This is a genomic window from Kitasatospora sp. NPDC059648 (genome assembly GCF_042734825.1).
GTDB lineage: Bacteria > Actinomycetota > Actinomycetes > Streptomycetales > Streptomycetaceae > Kitasatospora.
In genome coordinates this window covers 13,154-30,120 of record NZ_JBHWDU010000094.1, presented here as the reverse complement: position 1 = coordinate 30,120, position 16,967 = coordinate 13,154, and the positions used below count along the sequence as shown (strand labels likewise).

Annotated in this window: 16 protein-coding genes and 1 tRNA gene; 5 read left to right on the top strand and 12 right to left on the bottom strand. The window is 73.5% G+C overall.

The genetic code is table 11. The features are described from left to right. Positions 1-96 precede the first annotated feature (96 nt). From ACFV1W_RS34605 to ACFV1W_RS34595, 3 genes are all read right to left on the bottom strand, one after another. Complete coding sequence (locus ACFV1W_RS34605) at positions 97-942, bottom strand: SCO1664 family protein (protein ID WP_380421233.1); 846 nt, start codon at positions 940-942, stop codon at positions 97-99. Then, positions 939-1,505 (bottom strand): DUF3090 domain-containing protein, encoded by a 567-nt coding sequence (locus ACFV1W_RS34600; RefSeq protein WP_380421231.1) that lies wholly within the window; start codon positions 1,503-1,505, stop codon positions 939-941. Before ACFV1W_RS34600 ends, ACFV1W_RS34605 begins: the two co-directional genes overlap by 4 nt. Positions 1,506-1,728: 223 nt before the next feature. Next, the gene (locus tag ACFV1W_RS34595) at positions 1,729-2,421 is read right to left on the bottom strand and encodes a histidine phosphatase family protein (protein WP_380421230.1); all 693 of its coding nucleotides are present in this window, start codon (positions 2,419-2,421) and stop codon (positions 1,729-1,731) included. Between the two features lie 138 nt (positions 2,422-2,559). Here ACFV1W_RS34595 and ACFV1W_RS34590 point away from each other — a divergent pair, with 138 nt between their 5' ends. Further along, positions 2,560-3,549, top strand: a complete 990-nt coding sequence (locus tag ACFV1W_RS34590; protein WP_380421229.1) for a magnesium and cobalt transport protein CorA — start codon at positions 2,560-2,562, stop codon at positions 3,547-3,549. Between the two features lie 19 nt (positions 3,550-3,568). Here the strand turns inward: ACFV1W_RS34590 and ACFV1W_RS34585 are convergent, their stop codons facing one another. Beyond that, the gene (locus tag ACFV1W_RS34585) at positions 3,569-4,615 is read right to left on the bottom strand and encodes an LLM class F420-dependent oxidoreductase (RefSeq protein ID WP_380421228.1); all 1,047 of its coding nucleotides are present in this window, start codon (positions 4,613-4,615) and stop codon (positions 3,569-3,571) included. A gap of 258 nt (positions 4,616-4,873) precedes the next feature. Between ACFV1W_RS34585 and ACFV1W_RS34580 the strand changes: the two genes are divergently transcribed. Both ACFV1W_RS34580 and ACFV1W_RS34575 read left to right on the top strand, forming a co-directional pair. Then, positions 4,874-5,854 carry an aldo/keto reductase gene (locus ACFV1W_RS34580; RefSeq protein ID WP_380421227.1) on the top strand — a complete coding sequence of 327 codons (981 nt, stop codon included), beginning with the start codon at positions 4,874-4,876 and terminating at the stop codon, positions 5,852-5,854. Between the two features lie 57 nt (positions 5,855-5,911). Next, positions 5,912-8,059: a helix-hairpin-helix domain-containing protein gene (locus ACFV1W_RS34575; protein WP_380421226.1), complete on the top strand. Its 2,148-nt coding sequence runs from the start codon at positions 5,912-5,914 to the stop codon at positions 8,057-8,059. Positions 8,060-8,133: 74 nt separating this feature from the next. Here the strand turns inward: ACFV1W_RS34575 and ACFV1W_RS34570 are convergent, their stop codons facing one another. Then, positions 8,134-8,733, bottom strand: coding sequence for a hypothetical protein (locus ACFV1W_RS34570; protein WP_380421225.1), 600 nt, complete (start codon positions 8,731-8,733; stop codon positions 8,134-8,136). 363 nt (positions 8,734-9,096) lie between these two features. Here ACFV1W_RS34570 and ACFV1W_RS34565 point away from each other — a divergent pair, with 363 nt between their 5' ends. After that, the gene (locus ACFV1W_RS34565) at positions 9,097-9,306 is read left to right on the top strand and encodes a DUF5703 family protein (RefSeq protein WP_380421224.1); all 210 of its coding nucleotides are present in this window, start codon (positions 9,097-9,099) and stop codon (positions 9,304-9,306) included. A gap of 189 nt (positions 9,307-9,495) precedes the next feature. Here the strand turns inward: ACFV1W_RS34565 and ACFV1W_RS34560 are convergent, their stop codons facing one another. The 3 genes from ACFV1W_RS34560 to ACFV1W_RS34550 all read right to left on the bottom strand — a co-directional run bounded on the left by ACFV1W_RS34560 (position 9,496) and on the right by ACFV1W_RS34550 (position 12,493). After that, complete coding sequence (locus ACFV1W_RS34560; RefSeq protein WP_380421223.1) at positions 9,496-10,314, bottom strand: chaplin; 819 nt, start codon at positions 10,312-10,314, stop codon at positions 9,496-9,498. Positions 10,315-10,640: 326 nt separating this feature from the next. Then, positions 10,641-10,886 carry a chaplin gene (locus ACFV1W_RS34555; RefSeq protein WP_380421222.1) on the bottom strand — a complete coding sequence of 82 codons (246 nt, stop codon included), beginning with the start codon at positions 10,884-10,886 and terminating at the stop codon, positions 10,641-10,643. A 275-nt stretch (positions 10,887-11,161) separates the two neighbouring features. Beyond that, positions 11,162-12,493, bottom strand: a complete 1,332-nt coding sequence (locus ACFV1W_RS34550) for a M20/M25/M40 family metallo-hydrolase (RefSeq protein ID WP_380421221.1) — start codon at positions 12,491-12,493, stop codon at positions 11,162-11,164. Positions 12,494-12,785: 292 nt separating this feature from the next. On the opposite strand from ACFV1W_RS34550, the gene ACFV1W_RS34545 reads away from it, so the two are divergent. Further along, a tRNA-Leu gene (locus ACFV1W_RS34545) sits at positions 12,786-12,873 on the top strand. A gap of 89 nt (positions 12,874-12,962) precedes the next feature. Here the strand turns inward: ACFV1W_RS34545 and ACFV1W_RS34540 are convergent. The 4 genes from ACFV1W_RS34540 to ACFV1W_RS34525 all read right to left on the bottom strand — a co-directional run bounded on the left by ACFV1W_RS34540 (position 12,963) and on the right by ACFV1W_RS34525 (position 16,845). Continuing rightward, the gene (locus tag ACFV1W_RS34540; protein ID WP_380421220.1) at positions 12,963-14,360 is read right to left on the bottom strand and encodes an FAD-binding oxidoreductase; all 1,398 of its coding nucleotides are present in this window, start codon (positions 14,358-14,360) and stop codon (positions 12,963-12,965) included. Between the two features lie 55 nt (positions 14,361-14,415). Continuing rightward, positions 14,416-14,652, bottom strand: a complete 237-nt coding sequence (locus ACFV1W_RS34535; protein WP_380421219.1) for an acyl carrier protein — start codon at positions 14,650-14,652, stop codon at positions 14,416-14,418. Between the two features lie 52 nt (positions 14,653-14,704). Next, positions 14,705-15,721, bottom strand: coding sequence for a beta-ketoacyl-ACP synthase III (locus ACFV1W_RS34530; protein ID WP_380421218.1), 1,017 nt, complete (start codon positions 15,719-15,721; stop codon positions 14,705-14,707). A gap of 101 nt (positions 15,722-15,822) precedes the next feature. Beyond that, complete coding sequence (locus tag ACFV1W_RS34525) at positions 15,823-16,845, bottom strand: AvrD family protein (protein WP_380421217.1); 1,023 nt, start codon at positions 16,843-16,845, stop codon at positions 15,823-15,825. Positions 16,846-16,967 lie beyond the last annotated feature (122 nt).

Here is a 16,967-nt window from a genome sequence, read left to right as displayed (position 1 = left end):
CCCTCAAACGCGCCCAACACCGCGACTGGCCGCCACCAACCCCCGCAGTCACCACGATCACCAGAGCGGACGCGACCTAAGTCACCGGCATTGGACCTAGACCGGCGGCCAGGGGATCGCGGGCCAGTCCGCCGAGGGCAGCGGGTGCCGGCCCGAGCTGCGCAGCGCGGCCACCCGGGAGCGGGTGGCGTCCAGTTCGGCGCCGGTCAGGTGCGGGGCGAGGCGCTCGGCCAGCTCGCCCTCCAGCTCCCGGGCCAGCCGGGACAGCACCTCCAGCGCCTCGGCGGGCAGCGGGTCCCCCGCCCAGCCCCAGAGCAGGGTGCGCAGCTTGCCCTCGGTGTTGAAGGTGACACCGTGGTCGATGCCGTACACCCGGCCGTCGGCGGCGGGGATCAGGTGGCCGCCCTTGCGGTCGGCGTTGTTGAGCACCGCGTCCAGCACCGCCAGCCGGCGCAGCCGCCGGTCGTCGTGGTGCACCAGCAGCGCGGTGCGCCCGTCCTCGACCTCGGCCCGGACGATCGGCAGCCAGCCCGCCTCCGGGCCGTTCGGGTCCTGCAGCGCCAGCAGCGGCTCGGCCTGCGGGTCCGGCTCGACCCACAGCTGCACCATGCCGGGCCCGTGCGGCCCCTCGCGCAGCACGGTGGGCGGGATCAGCTCCCAGCCCGTGGCCGCGGACAGCTCGTACGCGGCGACCTCCCGGCCGGCCAGGGTGCCGTCCGGGAAGTCCCAGAGCGGGCGCTCGCCGGCCACCGGCTTGTAGACGGCCTGCGCGCTCAGCGAGCCGTGCTCGACGGTGCAGTACAGCGCGGCGTTGGAGGCCTCGGTGAGGCGGCCGTGCACGGTCAGCGCGCCCTGGCGCAGCAGCGCGAGGGCGGTCGGCGCGTCGGCGGCGAGGGCGGCGGCCGCCGCCGGGTCGGCCTGCGGCGGGGTCTCGGTGTTCAGCGCCGGTAGCCGTTCGCGCGCGGGCACAGGTGGCCCTCCGGGTCCAGCGGCAGGTTGCAGAACGGGCAGGGCCTGCGACCGGCCGCGACCAGGTCCAGCGCGCGCTTGGCGAACACCCGGGCCATCGCGCCGGTCAGCCGCACCCGCAGCATGTCCGGGCCGTTCTCGTCGTCCCGGAAGACCGCCTCCTCGGCGTCCTCCTCCTCGTCCTCCACCAGCGCCTGCGCCTCGACCACCAGGCAGGCGTCCACGCTGTCCCAGGCCAGGGCCATGGTGCCGACCCGGAACTCCTGCTCCAGCGGGAGGTCCAGGGGGGCGGTGTCGAGCAGGTCCTTGGGCGCGGTGGCCGGGATCGAGGCGTCGCCGCCGCTGCGCCGCAGCGCCTCGTCCAGGACCTCCTCGATCCGCTCGGCGAGGGCGGCGACCTGGTTCTTCTCCAGCAGCACGCTGGTGATCCGGCCCCGGGCGCTGGCCTGCAGGTAGAACGCCCGGGCGCCGGGCTGGCCGACGGTGCCGGCCACGAACCGTTCGGGCTGGTCGTAGAAGAAGACCTGACGGGGCACGCTCTAGCTCCGGATCGTGTCGGTCGGTGCGGATCCGCCATGCGGGATCGCGGGGTTGTCCAACGGGGCGGGGTCGTTCAACGGGCGGGGGTCGAACTACGGGGCACTCGGCAACTACGGGCACTCATCAGTCACCCTACGACCTCCGGGGCCCGGCCGGGGAGCCGAGCCGGAGGCCGCGGGCGCGGTGGCACCCGCGGGTCCGGGCAGTGCCGCGCGCAGCTCAGACCGTTCCGCCGACCACCGCGTCGCCGGCCGGAGCGGCCGGGGCGGCGGAGGGCTTGGGCGCGAGCGAGGAGAGGTCGCCGGTGTCGCCCATCCTGAGTACGAAGGGCCGCTGCGGGGTGTAGCGGATGGCGGTGACCGAGCAGGGCTCGACGCTGATCCGCTGGAAGTGGTCCAGATGCAGGCCGAGCGCGTCGGCCACCACCGCCTTGATCACGTCCCCGTGCGAGCAGGCGACCCAGACCGCGTCCTCGCCGTGCCCGGCGGCGATCTTCGCGTTCCACTCGCGGACCGCGGAGACCGTGCGGTGGCTCAGCTCGCGCAGCGACTCGCCGCCCGGGAAGGCCGCGGCGGCGGCGTGGTCCTGCACCGTGCGCCAGAGCGGCTCCTTGGCCAGTTCGGCCAGCGGGCGGCCGGTCCACTCGCCGTAGTGGCACTCGCCCAGCCGTTCGTCCTCGGCCGGCGGGCCCAGCTCGGGGCGGACGGCGAGCAGCGGCTCCAGGGTCTGCCGGCAGCGCTCCAGGGGGCTGCTGACGGCCTGCACCAGCGGGATCGCGGCCAGCCGGCCGGCCAGCGCGGCGGCCTGGGCGCGCCCGGTGTCGTCCAGGTCCACACCGGGGGTCCAACCGGCCAGGATCCCTGCGGTGTTCGCGGTCGAGCGGCCGTGGCGGACGAGCAGCAAGGTGGGCATGGGGCTCAGCCTACGGCCTCCGGGCGCGGCGGTGGGGCCCGGTTCCCGGTCGAACCGCCGCCGCGGGCGCCGCCCAGCCGCTGCTGCGGCTCGGGTCGTCGCGCAGGCTCCCGCATCGTCCGGCGTTCCCGGGGAACAATGGCCCGCATGATCGTCCACTGCGCCGCGTACCAGGACGGCCGCCGGATCGGGGCCTCCGAGGATCTGACCGACGCGCTCACCGCTGCCCGCGAGGCCGGGCCGGGGGCCTTCGTCTGGATGGGCCTCTTCGAGCCCACCACCGAGGAACTCGACCGGGTCGGCAAGGAGTTCGCGCTGCACCCGCTGGCCGTCGAAGACGCCGTCAGCGCCCACCAGCGCCCCAAGGTCGAGGCCTACCAGGGCTCGCTGTTCGTCGCCCTCAAGACCCTCGGCCACCACGCCGAGAGCCACGCCGTCACCAGCGGCGAGGTGATGGTCTTCCTCGGCCCCGACTTCGTGATGACCGTCCGGCACGGCGCGGACAGCCCGCTCGGCGATCTGCGGGCCCGGCTGGAGCAGGAGCCCGAACTGCTGCGGTACGGGCCCAGCTCGGTGCTGCACTCGGTCTGCGACACCGTGGTGGACGGCTACGTGGAGGTGGCCGCCGCGCTGCAGGCCGACCTGGACGAACTGGAGGCGGACGTCTTCGCCCCCGGCCGGGTCGACCGCGACGCCGCCGGGCGGATCTACGGGTGCAAACGCCAGGTGATGACCGTCCGGCGCGCCGCCTCCCCGCTGCTGGAGCCGATGCTGAGGCTGGAGCGCGGCGCCCCGTTCGTCCGCGCGGAGACCGCCCCCTACCTGCGGGACGTCGCCGACCACCTGGCCCGGGTGAACGACCAGGTGGACGGCATGGACCGGCTGCTGTCCGACATCCTCGGCGCCAACCTGGCGCAGGTGAGCGTGCAGCAGAACAACGACATGCGGAAGATCTCCGCCTGGGCGGCGCTGGCCGCCGTACCGACCATGATCGCGGGCGTGTACGGGATGAACTTCGACGTCATGCCCGAGCTGCACGAACCCTGGGGGTACCCGGCGGTGCTGTCGCTGATGGCGGCGGTCTGCGTGGTGCTGCACCGGGTGTTCAAGCGGCACGACTGGCTGTAGTGCCGCCCGCGTCCGGTTGTTACGCGAGTCCGGCCCGCTCCAGCGCCTCGACGCCGGTGCGCAGCGCCCGGATCCGCTCGTCCAGGGTGAAACCGGCCGGGGCCAGGGTGAGCGTGGTGACGCCCGCGTCGGCGTAGGCCTGCATCCGGTCGGCGATCCGCGCGGTGTCGCCGATCAGCGAGGTGGCGTCGATCAGGTCGTGCGGGACGGCGGCCGCGGCGCCCGCGTAGTCCTTGGCGAGGTACTTCTCCTGGATCTCGTCGGCGGCCTGCTCGTAGCCCATCCGCCGGGCGAGCTGGTTGTAGAAGTTCTTCTCCTTGCTGCCCATGCCGCCGATGTAGAGCGCGGTGTAGGAGCGCTGGGAGTCGACGCCCGCCTTGATGTCCTCGCCGACGGCGATGGCGACGGTCGGGCAGAGGTCGAAGCCGTCCAGGGACTTGCCGGCCTTGGCGCGCCCGGCCTTCAGCGGGTCGAGGGAGAGCGCGGCGTGCTCGGGGGCGAAGAAGATGCCGAGCCAGCCGTCGGCGATCTCGCCGGTCTGCTCCAGGTTCTTCGGGCCGATCGCGGCGATGTACAGCGGAATGTGCTCGCGCACCGGGTGCACGGTCAGCTTGATCGGCTTGCCCGGGCCGCCGGGCAGCGGCAGGGTCCAGTGCGCGCCCTCGTGCACCAGGCGCTCGCGGGACATCGCCTTGCGGATGATCTCCACGTACTCGCGGGTGCGGGCGAGCGGCCTGTCGAACTTCACGCCGTACCAGCCCTCGGACACCTGCGGACCGGAGACGCCGAGGCCGAGCCTGAAACGGCCGCCGGAGAGCGTGTCCAGGGTCGCGGCGGTCATCGCGGACATCGCCGGGGTGCGGGCCGGGATCTGGAAGATGGCCGAACCGACGTCGATCCGCTCGGTCTTCGCGGCGACGAAGCTCAGCACGGTCGCGGCGTCCGAGCCGTACGCCTCGGCCGCCCAGCAGACCGAGTAGCCGAGCCGGTCCGCCTCCTGGGCCACCGCGATGTTGTCGGCATCCATGCCGAGTCCCCAGTAGCCGAGGTTGATGCCGAGTCGCATGTGCCGAACCTTCCAGTCGGATGGGTTTGGTGGTCGAGCGTAGTGGTGTCCGCGCGGGTCAGGCTACTGACGGGTAGCAGTGGTCCGGGTCACAGCGGGCCCGGCGAGCGGACGAGTGAATGATCGTTCTGCGGGTCTGCGCCCCTGTCCGGGCACCGGCCGCTACGCTCAGCCGACGTGGGGAGCGCTCACCCCACCTGCGCGTTTACTGGGCTACCGGGGCCACCGGTGCCACCCGGCCAGTGGAGGGCCAGTCCGATGGAAAAGCGTCACCTCGGCCGTACCGGCCTGCAGGTCTCCCGCCTCGGTCTCGGCACCATGACCTGGGGCCGCGACACCGACGAACACGAAGCCGCCGAGCAGCTCAAGGAGTTCGTCGACGCCGGCGGCAACCTGGTCGACACCGCCGACGTGTACGCCGACGGCGGCGCCGAGTACCTGATCTCCCGCCTCACCGACAGCCTGGTCCCGCGCTCCGAACTCGTCATCGCCACCAAGGCGGGCAGCGTCCCCGAGTCCGCCCGCCGCTTCGACGGCTCGCGCGGCCACCTGCTCGCCGCCCTGGACGCCTCGCTGCGCCGGCTCGGCACCGACTACGTCGACCTGTGGCAGGTGCACGCGTTCGACCCGATGACCCCGGTCGAGGAGACCCTCAGCGCCCTCGACATCGCCGTCTCCTCCGGCCGCGCCCGCTACGCCGCGGTGTGCGACTTCAGCGGCTGGCAGCTCGCCAAGGCCGCCACCTGGCAGGGCGCCCACCACGGCCGGATGCCGCTGGCCGGGGCGCAGTTGGAGTACTCGCTGCTCCAGCGAGGCATCGAGCGCGAGGCGCTGCCCGCCGCACTGGACGCCGGGGTCGGGATCCTGGCGGGCTCACCGCTCGGGCGCGGGGTGCTCACCGGCAAGTACCGGCACGGTGTCCCGCAGGACTCGCGCGGTGCCTCGGCGTACCTGTCCGGGTTCGTCCAGCCGTACCTCGGGGAGCGCTCCCGGCGGATCGTGGACGCCGTCGCCACCGCCGCCGACGGGCTGGCCAGCAGCCCGCTCGCGGTCGCGCTGGCCTGGGTCCGGGACCGACCCGGGGTGGCCAGCGCACTGGTCGGGGCACGCACGGTGGCGCAGCTGCAGGCGGCGCTGTCGGTGGAGGCGCTTACGCTTCCGGGTGAGATCCGCGGCGCGCTGGACGACATCTCGTCGCCGGTGCACCGCTACCCGGACCAGGGGTGGACGGAGCTGTAGCCCCGGAGCGGGTTGTCGAGAGAACGTGCGGTGGAGTGAGCTTTGGAGCGGACGACGATGAGTGACACGGGGAACGGCGCTCCGGAGGTGACCACCGGGGCCCGGCTGACCCAGGAGGAGAAGGCGGCGAAGTTCGCGGAGCTGGCGCAGCGGATCCGCGGCATGCAGCCGGAGGACGCCGGGGCGAGTGCCGCGCGGGCCGGTGCCGCGCGGGCGCAGGCCTCGATGGCGGAGGCTCCGGAGTCCGAGACGTCGGAGCCGGAGTCGGCCGAACAGGCCGCTCCGGTTCACGCCCCGGCGGCTCCGGCCGCTCCGGCTGTTCCGGTTGCCCCGGCCGCTCCGGCTGTTCCGGCCGCTCCGGCCTCGGTGGTGCCCGACCGGCGGCACGGCGACGCGCTCCGCGCCACCGCCGAGGTGCTGACCTCCGGTGGCGCACCGGCCGAGCTGGCGGCCGCCGCCGTCGCGGAGTTCGGGGAGGACGCCGCCGAGCGGCTGCGCGAGGACCCCTGGGCGGTCCTCGCACTGCCCGGCGTGCGCCCCGAGCACGCGGACCACTTCGCCCGCGGCCTGCTCGGGGCCTCGGTCGGCCCGGACGACCCCCTCCGCGCCCGGGCCCTGGTGGTCTGGCTGCTGGAGCAGGCGGCGCTGCGCGGGCACTCCGCCCAGGAACTGTCCGAGGTGGCCGCCGGGCTCGACCGGTTCCGGATTCCCGAGCCGGCCGCCGCCATCGAGGAGGCCGTCGCGGACGGGCGGGTGCTGCCGTTCCAGGAGGAGCTGAGCGGAGCCGAGGCGCACACGGCGGGCGGCGACGAGGACGAGCCGCCGACGCGCACGCTGCTCGCGCTGGAGGCGCTGGCGATGGCGGAGGACAGCCTCGCCGAGAAGCTGCTCCAGCTGATGGCCTCCTTCGTCCCCGGCGAGGACGCCGAGGTCGAGGGCACCGAGGTCGAGGGCACCGAGGTCGAGGGCACCGAGGAGTCGGCGTCGGAGGAGTCCGCCGGGGCCGCGCCCGTCTCCCCCGGTCCCGCCGCCTGGGAGGCCGCCGCCGAGGCGGCGCCGTCCTCCTCCGCGACCGCCCTGATCCGGGCCGTCGCCGGGAACGCCCTGGTGCTCCACACCGGCGGCGAGGCGGCCCGCGCCGAACCTGCCGCACTGCTGGCCGCCGCCACGGGGCTCGGGCTGCGCGCCTGGGCCGCCGCCTGGACCGACCAGGGCAAGGGGTCCTTCGCCGCCCTCGGCGACGCCGGGGCCCCGGTGGTGACCCTCGCCGAACTGCTGTCCGGTACGGCCGGCCCCGGCCGCGCGGCCGACGGCACGCTCGCCCTGGACCTCCTGATCGTGCTGGACGCGCCGCTGCTGGACGTCGAGCTGGCCGCCACCGTGCTGGAGTCGCTCGCCGACGGCGCCCGGCTGGTCCTCAGCGGGGACCCGGGCCAGCTCTGGTCGGCCGGCCCCGGCCGGTTCTTCGCCGACCTGCTGGCCGCCAAGGTCTGCCCGGCGGTCGCCTCCCGCACCCCGGACTTCGGCCCGATCGGCGAGCTGGTCTCGGGGGTCGGCATCGGCGAACTGCAGCCCGTCGAGGCGCCGGACAAGGAGGTGGTCATCCTGACCGCCAAGGACGGCGGCGAGGCCGTCCACCGCGCCGTCCAGCTGCTCACCGACTCCATCCCGCGCGCCCTCGGCATCCCCGCCGAGCAGGTGGTGCTGCTCACCCCGGGCCACGGCGGCCCGGCCGGTACGCGCGCGCTGAACGCCGCCGCCAAGGCCCGGCTGAACCCCGGCCCCGGCCGGTTCGGCGGCTTCGACCCGGGCGACCGGGTGGTGGAGTCCCCCGCGCCCGGCGTCGTCCGCCCGGCCCGGGTGCTGGACGGCGACGCCGCCGGGCTGCACCTGGAGTACCCGGACGGCTCGCGCCGGACCGTTCCGCCCGCCGAGGCCGGTCGGCTGCGGCACGGCTGGGCGCTGACCGTCCACCAGGCGCTGGGCCGCCGTTGGCCCGCCGCGGTGGTCGTGGTGCCGGAGGACGCCGGGCCCGCGCTCTCCCGGCAGTGGGTCTACACCGCGTTCGGGCGCGGCGAGCGGCACCTGTCCGTGGTCCACGCGGCGGGCCCGGCGCTCGTCCAGGCCGTCGCCGAGCGCCCGGCGCGGCCGCGCACCACCCGGCTGCGGGCGATCCTCGCGGAGAACGCCGCCGCCGCGGACTGAGGCGTGTCCTTCGGTCCACGCGCGGAGGGCGGGCCCGGTGCTCCCGGGCCCGCCCTCCGCGCGTGGGAGCGACGTCAGTCGTCGGGGTCCTCGTCGTCGTAGACCTCGCTCACGTCGAACCGGCAGATCAGCAGCTGCGGGTCGGCGTGCTCGAAGGGCTCCGGCAGCCACTCCCCCGGCTCGGTCGGCTCGGTCGCCGCGACCCAGAGCGTCGAGTCCGCCTCCTCCAGGCCGAACTCCTCGCTGCGGGCGGCGATCTCGTCCGGTTCGTACTCGCCGAACAGCACGCCGATCGCGGCGTTCACGCCGCCGGCGCCGCCCGGGGTCAGCGAATCGTCGAGCCGCTCGGCCTGCGCGCGCAACCGCTTGGGATCGACCACGTGGTAGTCGCGGCGGATCAGCACGCTGATCGCCTCGGGCTGTTCCGGGCCGTGGTAGCCGCCCGGTCCCTCGTCGCCGGGGATCTCGAAGGGAGTGACCTCGTCGTAGACCTCGTACAGGAGTTGGTCGTAGGCGATGGCCGCCGTCGCGAGCTGCTCGTAGGCAGCGGACACGTCGGGATCATCGGCTGCGTTGGGGCTTGACACCGCTTCCAGATGACGGTCGATGGCGGCCTTGACCGCCTCAGCGGCGGCGCGTACCTCGGCAATGGTGGGCTGCGCGGCATCAGACATGGTGCAGACGCTATCTCCCCGCGGCGCCGGTACGCACAGCGGTTGTCACCTACACCCGCGATTTCACCGCAACTTCCCCCCTGATGTCCGATTCGGGGGTTTCTGTCCACCGGCAGAACCGGCGTGGGGCGGGCGCGAAGGGCGCACAGCCGGTCCGCCGGGGCCGTTCGGGTGCGGCTGCACGCGCCGGTATCGGGGTATTCACTCCACAAGGACAACGGAACTGATGGACTGTCAGACGAGTGTCCGGGGCGAGGGCCGTCGGACCGCCGCGGCGGGACGGGAGGACGGCCGGAAATACCCGGGCCGACTGTCCGTGGCAGGCCGTAGGCTTGCCTGCGAGTGATCCTCAGGAGGAGCGTTTTGACCCCACCGAAGCCGGTCCGGCAACCGGAGTACGAGTACCAGTCGCTGCGCATGCCGCGCGGGACGTCGCGCAACGCGGCACGCCAACTGCTCACCGAGCACGCCGAGTACGGGCACTGGGAGCTCGACCGGCTGAGGCTGTTCCCCGACGGGAGCCGGACGGTCCGGCTGAAGCGGCGGATCATCCGGCAGGTCCGGAGCTGGTGACGGACGCGGTCCGGTCGGCCCGGGCCACGCACGCCGGACTCTGACGCACCCGCGGCCGCCCGTTGTTCGACGGGCGGCCGCGGGTGCGTCGTCTCATCGGCGGGTGCGTCGCCGACGCCCTTCCGGCGAGGGGTGCCGCCGAGCGGTCGGGGAGCTCAGCCGGCAGGGGGGCTCACCCGGCGGGAGGGCTCAGCGGGCGCCGGCGCGGGCGCGGCGGTAGAGCACACCGCCGCCGATCAGCAGCGCGAGCCCGGCGGCGCCGAGCACCTCGACTCCGCCGGCCCCGGTGTGGGCCAGCTGACCGCCCTCGGCGACGTTCTGCGCGGCGGGGGTGGCCGGGGCGCTCGTGCGGGCGGCGGCCGGGGTGCTCGGAGAGGCGCTGGCGGACGGGCCGCCGTTGCGCGGGCCGCCCGGGACGGTGTCGCCGCCGGACGGCGGGGTGGACGGGGTGGACGGGGTGGACGGGGTGTGGTCCCCGGGGTAGTCGTCGGTCGGCTTCGGGGCGGGGTGGGCCACGTTGCCGCACTCGTTGCCGAAGGCCGGGTTGCCGAGGCCGACCACGTTCACGGAGTTGCCGCAGGCGTTCACCGGGACGTGCACCGGGGCCTGGACGCTGTTGCCGGAGACCACCCCGGGCGAGCCCGCGGTGGTGCCACTGGCGGAGGCGCCCGAGGCGGAGGGACCGCGGCTCGCGCCGGTGCCGGAGCTGTCGCTGCCGCCGGGCCGACCGGTGTGGCCGGGCTTCGGAGCGGTGTGCCGGCCGGCGTCGACGTTGGCGCAGCGGTTGCCGTACGCCGGGTTCAGCACGCCGACCACGTCGACGGTGTTCCCGCAGGCGTTGATCGGCACCTCGACCGGTACCTGCACCGAGTTCCCGGAAGCGACGCCCGGTGACCCCGCCGCGCCTCCCTGTGCCTCGGCGGCCGCGTAGGCGTAGCCGGCGGTGGAGGCCAGCACGCTGCCGGTGGCCACGGCGGTGAGGATCCCCTTCTTGGCTACATTCCTCATTTTTTCCCCTGACGTTTCGAGAAGGCGTGGCGATCTTGACGTGAACCTTATGAAAGTCGGAATTTCTGTATATCCGGCAATCACGCAAGGTCTTTGACTGCACAGGAGTTAACGAGAGGCGAACGGCCAGGTTGGGCCGAACGAAGCAGCTTCACCTGATCGAGCGATCGGGACGTCGGAGCCTTGCCGCGCCGCGCGACGGGCCCGGGACCGGGCCTTGGCACGAGCCGGGGCCCGAGCGCGCAAAGACCCCCGGCGCGGCGCGTCCGCCGCCCGGGGGCCGTACCGAATCGGGCTCAACGGGCCTCAGCGGCCCGGAGGTTGACTCAGACGTTGGCGCAGTGGTTGCCGAACGCCGGGTTGATCAGACCGATCACGCTGACGGTGTTGCCGCACACGTTGACCGGCACGTGGACCGGGATCTGGATCTGGTTGCCCGCGACGACACCCGGGGAGCCCACGGCCACACCATCGGCACCGGCGCCGCCGTGAGCGGACGCGACACCGGCGGCGGCGAGCACCAGGCCACCGGTGGCGGCGGTGACAGCGGCGATCTTCTTGACCTTCATCATTCCTCCTGTATGGACAACGCAACCCGTTCGGCGGGCTGCACAGGAATGAACGACGCTGCGGCGGACGGGGTACGGAACAGATTTCCCATTCACCCGCAACGGTGATGCTTCGCACAGATTAGCGGCGCGGGATTGCAGACAGAATCGTTTCTGTTGATCTCCTTCGGCCCGTCCCACAATCATGCGCTCCGACAATGCGGTCGGCCCGCCCCCGGCAGTCCGGGAGCGGGCCGACCCAGTCACCTGATCAGCGGCGCGGCGGTGCCGCGGGGCGCTCAGCAGGCGTCGATGAAGCGGTCCAGCACCCGGACTCCGAACTTCAGCCCGTCCACCGGCACCCGCTCGTCCACGCCGTGGAACATCCCGGCGAAGTCCAGCTCCGGCGGCAGCTGCAGCGGCGCGAAGCCGAAGCAGCGGATGCCGAGGTCCTGGAAGGACTTGGCGTCCGTCCCGCCCGACAGGCAGTACGGCACCGCGCGGGCGATCGGGTCCTCCGCGCGCAGCGCGGTCTGCATCGCCTCCACCAGCGAGCCGTCGAAGCTGGTCTCGATCGCCCGGTCGGTGTGCAGGCTCTCCCGCTTCACGCGCGGGCCCAGCACGCTGTCCAGCTCGGCGAGGAACTCCTCCTCGTAGCCGGGCAGGAAGCGCCCGTCCACGTGGGCGGTGGCCTGACCGGGGATCACGTTCACCTTGTAGCCCGCGCCGAGCATGGTCGGCTGGGCGGTGTTGCGCAGCGTGGTGCCGATCATCTTGGCGATGCCGCCGAGGACGCGCAGCGTCTCGTCCATGTTCTCCGGGTCCAGCTCGACCCCGAGCGCGTCGGACAGCTCGTCCAGGAAGGCCCGGACGGTCTTGGTGATCCGCAGCGGGAACTTGTGCCGACCGAGCCTGGCGACCGCCTCGCACAGCTCGGTGATCGCGTTGTCGTCGTTCTCCATCGAGCCGTGCCCGGCCCGGCCCTCGACCGTCAGGCGCATCCAGTGCATGCCCTTCTCGGCCGTCTCCACCAGGTAGAGCCGCACCTGGTCGTTGACCGTGAAGGAGAAGCCGCCGACCTCGCCGATGCCCTCGGTCACGCCCTCGAACAGCTCGGGGTGCTTGTCCACCAGGAAGCGCGCGCCGTACGTGCCGCCCGCCTCCTCGTCGGCGAGGAAGGCCAGCACCAGGTCGCGCGGGGGCTTGCGGCCGGTGCGCAGCCGGTCGCGGACGACCGCGAGGGTCATCGCGTCCATGTCCTTCATGTCGACCGCGCCGCGGCCCCACACACAGCCGTCGGCGATCTCGCCGCCGAAGGGGTCGTACGTCCAGTCCGCGGCGTTGGCCGGCACCACGTCCGTGTGGCCGTGGATCAGCAGGCCCGGGCGGGACCGGTCCTCGCCCTCGATCCGGATCACGGTCGAGGCCCGGCCCTTGGCCGATTCGAAGATCTGCGGCTCCACCCCGAACTCGGCGAGCTGCTCGGCCACGTACTCGGCCGCCTTGCGCTCGCCCGGGCCGGAGCCGTCGCCGTAGTTGCTGGTGTCGATCCGGATCAGATCGCGACAGATCTCCGCGACCTCCGACTCAGCCGTCACCTTCGGCGCCGCCGACTCGCTCCGCTCGCTCACGGTCACTCCTCGTCTTGGGCCCGCACCGACGCACCAGCGCGCCACCCCCAGGCTCTGCACCCGGGCCGTACGAGCACGTCCGCCCATCCTCCCCCAGCGCCCGATCCCGATCCACCCCCCCGTACCGCCTCGAAACCCGCTGGTCACGCCCCCGCCACAGGCCTGCCCGGGCTCCCGCCTCCGGCCCGGCCACCCGGTCCGGAGCCGTTTTGGGAGCCCAAGCCGATCTTTGCTACAGTTACATCTGTCAGCGCGACGGACGAGAGATCGGAAGCCGCGAGGGCGACACCCGGTCCGGGTGGCGGAATGGCAGACGCGCTAGCTTGAGGTGCTAGTGCCCTTTATCGGGCGTGGGGGTTCAAGTCCCCCCTCGGACACCAGTGAAGGCCCCAGTTCATCTGGGGCCTTCTTGCGTTTCCGGGCCGTGGCGGGAGCCACGGCCCGGACGCGTTCCGGGGCCCCGCGGGGTTCAGCCTCGGGCCGGCTCGGCGGGCTTGATGTTCTGGTTCACCCGGAAGACGTTGGCGGGGTCGTACTTCGCCTTCAGTTCCGAGAGGCGCCGGTAGTGGTCGGCGCCGTAGGCCGCGACGATGCGCCGCTCGCCCTCGTCGAGCAGTTCGTTGACGTACACGCCGCCCGAGGTGAAGCGCTGCATGGTGTCGTAGACCTCGCGGCACCAGCCGGTGTTGGCCGAGTCGTCCTTCTCCTCGGTCCAGCCGCCGAGCAGGGTGACCAGGAAGCCGGGCTCGCGGTGCGGGTAGGCGGTGGCCTCCGGGGCGACCCGGGCGACCTGGCCGCCGAGGAGCATCATGCCGATCTGGGACAGCTCCGACTTCCGGGTGCGGAACCCGTCGATCAGACCGGCCAGCGCCTCGGCCGTGACCGTCTCGATCATGAAGGAGCGGGTGTAGTAGCGGCGGTGGTGGGCCATGTCCGCGTCGGCGAGCTGCTGGACCTTCGGGTACGGCATGGTCTCGGAGGTGCGCAGCACCGGCTCGGGCCCGAAGCCGGCCAGCGCGTCGACGAGCGCGTCGGTGTCCTCGGCCGGCGCGGTGTCGACGTAGCGGACGGCGATGCCCGTGTCGCCGTCCTCCAGGTCGAAGAGGCCGACGGCCAGGGCCAGGCGGTCCGGGGCGGTGGCGGCGAAGGCGGACAGGCCGGCGGCGACGGCCGGGTGGTCGCCGGCGCGGTAGGCGACGATGCCGGTGCGGCAGGCGCCCTGCGGGTGGAGCCGGTACTCGAAGGACGTGACGATGCCGAAGTTGCCGCCGCCGCCCCGGATCGCCCAGAACAGGTCGGCGTCGTCCTCGGCGCTCGCCCGGCGCACCTCGCCGTTGGCGAGGACGACGTCCGCGGCTACCAGGTTGTCGACGGTGAGCCCGCGGGAGCGGCACAGCCAGCCGATGCCGCCGCCGAGGGTGAGCCCGGCGATGCCGGTGTGCGAGACCTGGCCGCCGGTCACGGCGAGGCCGAACCGGTAGGTCTCGTCGTCGAGTTCGGCCAGCAGCAGGCCGGGCTCGCAGATCGCGACACCGCGCTGCAGGTCGACCCGGATGCCCTTCAGTCCGCTCAGGTCGACGACCAGGCCGTCGTCGATGGTGGAGTGGCCGGGGTAGCTGTGTCCGCCGCTGCGCACGGCGAGCTGGATGTCGTGCCGGGTGGCGAAGCGGACCGCCTCCACCACGTCGGCGGCGCCGGCGCAGCGCACGATCAGGCCCGGGTGGCGGTTGAAGTAGCCGTTCCACACCAGCCGCGCCCGGGCGTAGCCCTCGTCGCTCCGGGCGAACACCTCGCCGCGCACCGTGGCGCGGAGTGCGTCGACGTGTTCGGGCGCGACGGCTTGTCCCGAACGGTTCTTCAGCGTCATGGGGAGAACTTCCTGTTCGTCGGAGGGGGCGCGCCGGAGGGGGCGGCGGCGGGGGTCAGACGGCGGCGGAGTGCGCGGTGATCAGGGCGGCGACGCCGGCCGCGGTGCCGGCCTCGGCCAGGTCGTCCTCGGAGACGCGGGCACCGTACTCGCGCTCCAGGATGACCGAGAGCTCCAGCAGGACGAGGGAGTCGAGCCCCAGGTCGGCGAAGGGGGTGGTGGGGGTGATCGTGGCGTCCATGGAGAACTTGTCCACCAGGAGGGTCATGACGCGCTCGGTGATGTGGTCCATCGGGTGTCCTTTCGCACGGGGCGGGCGGTACGGGAGGGGCGGGCTTCGCGGGTCACACGGTCTCGATGCCGGTCACCTTGATGTCGGGCCAGCTGAGCGCCGCCGAGCCCCAGCTGAGCCCGCCGCCGAAGGCGGTCAGCAGGACCCGTTGCCCGGGTTCGAGCCGCCCCCCGGCCGCGGCGTCGGTGAGGGCGAGCGGGATCGAGGCGGCCGAGGTGTTGCCGACCTTGTCGAGGTGCACCACGACCTGGTCCCGGGGCACGTTCATCACGTCCGCCACGGTGTGCAGGATGCGGACGTTCGCCTGGTGCCCGACGAACCAGTCGACGTCCTCGGAGCTCCAGCCGATCGAGGCCATCAGGGCCTCCGAGGAGCCCGCCATCCGGTCGACGGCGTGGGTGAAGATCTCCTTCCCGCGCATGGCGAGGTAGTTGTCCTCCTCGCGCAGCGGCTCCCGGGCGGAGCGCTGGCGGGAGCCCCCCGCGGGCAGCACCGCGAGGTCCCGGTTCGCTCCGTCGCTGCCGAGGTCGAAGCCGACCAGGGCGCCCGGCTCGTCGGCCTGCCCGGCGCGCAGCACGGCCGCGCCCGCGCCGTCGCCGAAGATGATGGCGGTGGCGCGGTCGGCAGGGTCCAGCCGGGTGGACCAGATGTCCGCGCCGATCACCAGGACGCGCTCGGACAGGCCCGCCGCGATCGAGCCGGCCGCGGCGTGCAGGCCGTAGACGAAGCCGGCGCAGGCGGCCGACAGGTCGTAGCCGGGCACTCCGGCCATCCCCAGGCGGGTGGCCACCTCCGGGGCGGTCGCGGGCATGGGCTGGTTGGGCGTGCTGGTCGCCAGGATCACCAGGTCCACCGAGTCGACGCCCGCCGACTCCAGGGCCCGTCGGCCGGCCACCACGGCGAGGTCACCGGTGGCGGTGCCGGGGGCGGCCCAGTGCCGTCGGCTGATGCCCGTCCTGGTTCGGATCCACTCGTCGTCGGTGTCGATCGTCAGGGCGATCTCGTCGTTGTCCACGACCCTTTCGGGCACCATGGCGCCGAGGCCTGCGAGGACGGCGGTGCGGCTCACGGCCGGCTCGCCGGGGTGGTGGGGCGGGGTGCTGTCATGTCCGTCTTTCCTGTCCGTGCGGGGGCGTGGGGTGGTGGGGCTGCCGCCGGGCGGCGGGGCCGTCAGGGCAGGCGGTGGGCGGCCGAGCACCTGACCGACATGTGCCGGAGGCGGCCGACGATGTCGACCAGCCGCCAGGTCTCGCCGTCGCGCGAGGTGAGGAGTTCGGTGCCCTCCAGGTGCACCGACAGCGGCTCGGGGGCCGTCACCGGGCGGTGCGGTTCGGCGATGTCGAGGACGGTCTGCCGCATCCAGAGGGTGTTGCTCTCGGAGCGCGGCACGCCGTCGATCTCGTAGAGCAGGATCTGGCCGAGCTGGATCGTGGCGACGAAGACGTCGAGGATCGAGGTGGCCCGGTGACTGTGGCTCTCCAGCCCGCGGACCGGGGCGTCCGCCGCCTCGCTCTCGCGGAAGCGCGAACTGACGGTGGCAGAGGCCGAGTTGTTCGGGAAGTCGACCGAGAGGTGCTCGATCAGCTGGTACTTGGCCTTGTGCGCCGCCCCGTACGGGCGCAGCACCGCGCTTCCCAGCAGGGCGTCCGGGCCGTCGTAGGCGCCCGGCTCGGACCGTACGACGCCGGCCGGGTGCTCGATCTCGCACTGCACCCGCATGGCGCCGACCCGGCAGTCGGCGATCGACACCCGCATGTCCGGACCGGCCGCGCCGTACGGCAGTTCGGTGACGGTCGCCTCGACGGGGAACTCGTCGAGCTCCTCCTCGACCGGGCTGGTGCCGGCCTTCATCCGCACCCGGCGCAACCGAGCGGTGCTGCGCCGGTCGGCGTCGAGGCCGAGCACGTGGGCGAGGTGGATCTCCGCGGTCTCGCCGGCCAGCAGCAGGGCGTCGATGCTGCTGAGGTGCGGGCGCTGGTTGCGCTTGCCCTTGCGCGACCAGTCGTCCGGGTAGCTGGCGCCGGCCCGGGCGCGGACGTGTCCGACGCCCTCGGGGCCGACGCCGACCCGGATGTCGGTCAGCCGCTGTTCCGCCCGCTTGTAGCCCTCACCGAAGAATCGTTTCTCTCCTGGCCCCAGGTAGTCGTCGACGGTGGCTCGGCGGGCACGGGTCTGCTCTGCGATGTCTGTCATGGCTTCCTCGGAGAAGGTGGCAGGGCGGGCCGGGCGGCGCCCTGGGCCCAGGTCGTGGGGCGCTTCGGCGGTTCGGGGCGACGGCGGTGTCGACGGGCAGCTCCGCCGAGGACGGACCTGAC

Coding starts and splice junctions, on each gene's coding strand:
- ACFV1W_RS34595 (WP_380421230.1), bottom strand. CDS start 2,421: ATGCCCACCTTGCTGCTCGTCCGCCACGGCCGCTCGACCGCGAACACC.
- ACFV1W_RS34590 (WP_380421229.1), top strand. CDS start 2,560: ATGGCCCGCATGATCGTCCACTGCGCCGCGTACCAGGACGGCCGCCGG.
- ACFV1W_RS34585 (WP_380421228.1), bottom strand. CDS start 4,615: ATGCGACTCGGCATCAACCTCGGCTACTGGGGACTCGGCATGGATGCC.
- ACFV1W_RS34580 (WP_380421227.1), top strand. CDS start 4,874: ATGGAAAAGCGTCACCTCGGCCGTACCGGCCTGCAGGTCTCCCGCCTC.
- ACFV1W_RS34575 (WP_380421226.1), top strand. CDS start 5,912: ATGAGTGACACGGGGAACGGCGCTCCGGAGGTGACCACCGGGGCCCGG.
- ACFV1W_RS34570 (WP_380421225.1), bottom strand. CDS start 8,733: ATGTCTGATGCCGCGCAGCCCACCATTGCCGAGGTACGCGCCGCCGCT.
- ACFV1W_RS34560 (WP_380421223.1), bottom strand. CDS start 10,314: ATGAGGAATGTAGCCAAGAAGGGGATCCTCACCGCCGTGGCCACCGGC.
- ACFV1W_RS34555 (WP_380421222.1), bottom strand. CDS start 10,886: ATGATGAAGGTCAAGAAGATCGCCGCTGTCACCGCCGCCACCGGTGGC.
- ACFV1W_RS34540 (WP_380421220.1), bottom strand. CDS start 14,360: ATGACGCTGAAGAACCGTTCGGGACAAGCCGTCGCGCCCGAACACGTC.
- ACFV1W_RS34535 (WP_380421219.1), bottom strand. CDS start 14,652: ATGGACCACATCACCGAGCGCGTCATGACCCTCCTGGTGGACAAGTTC.
- ACFV1W_RS34525 (WP_380421217.1), bottom strand. CDS start 16,845: ATGACAGACATCGCAGAGCAGACCCGTGCCCGCCGAGCCACCGTCGAC.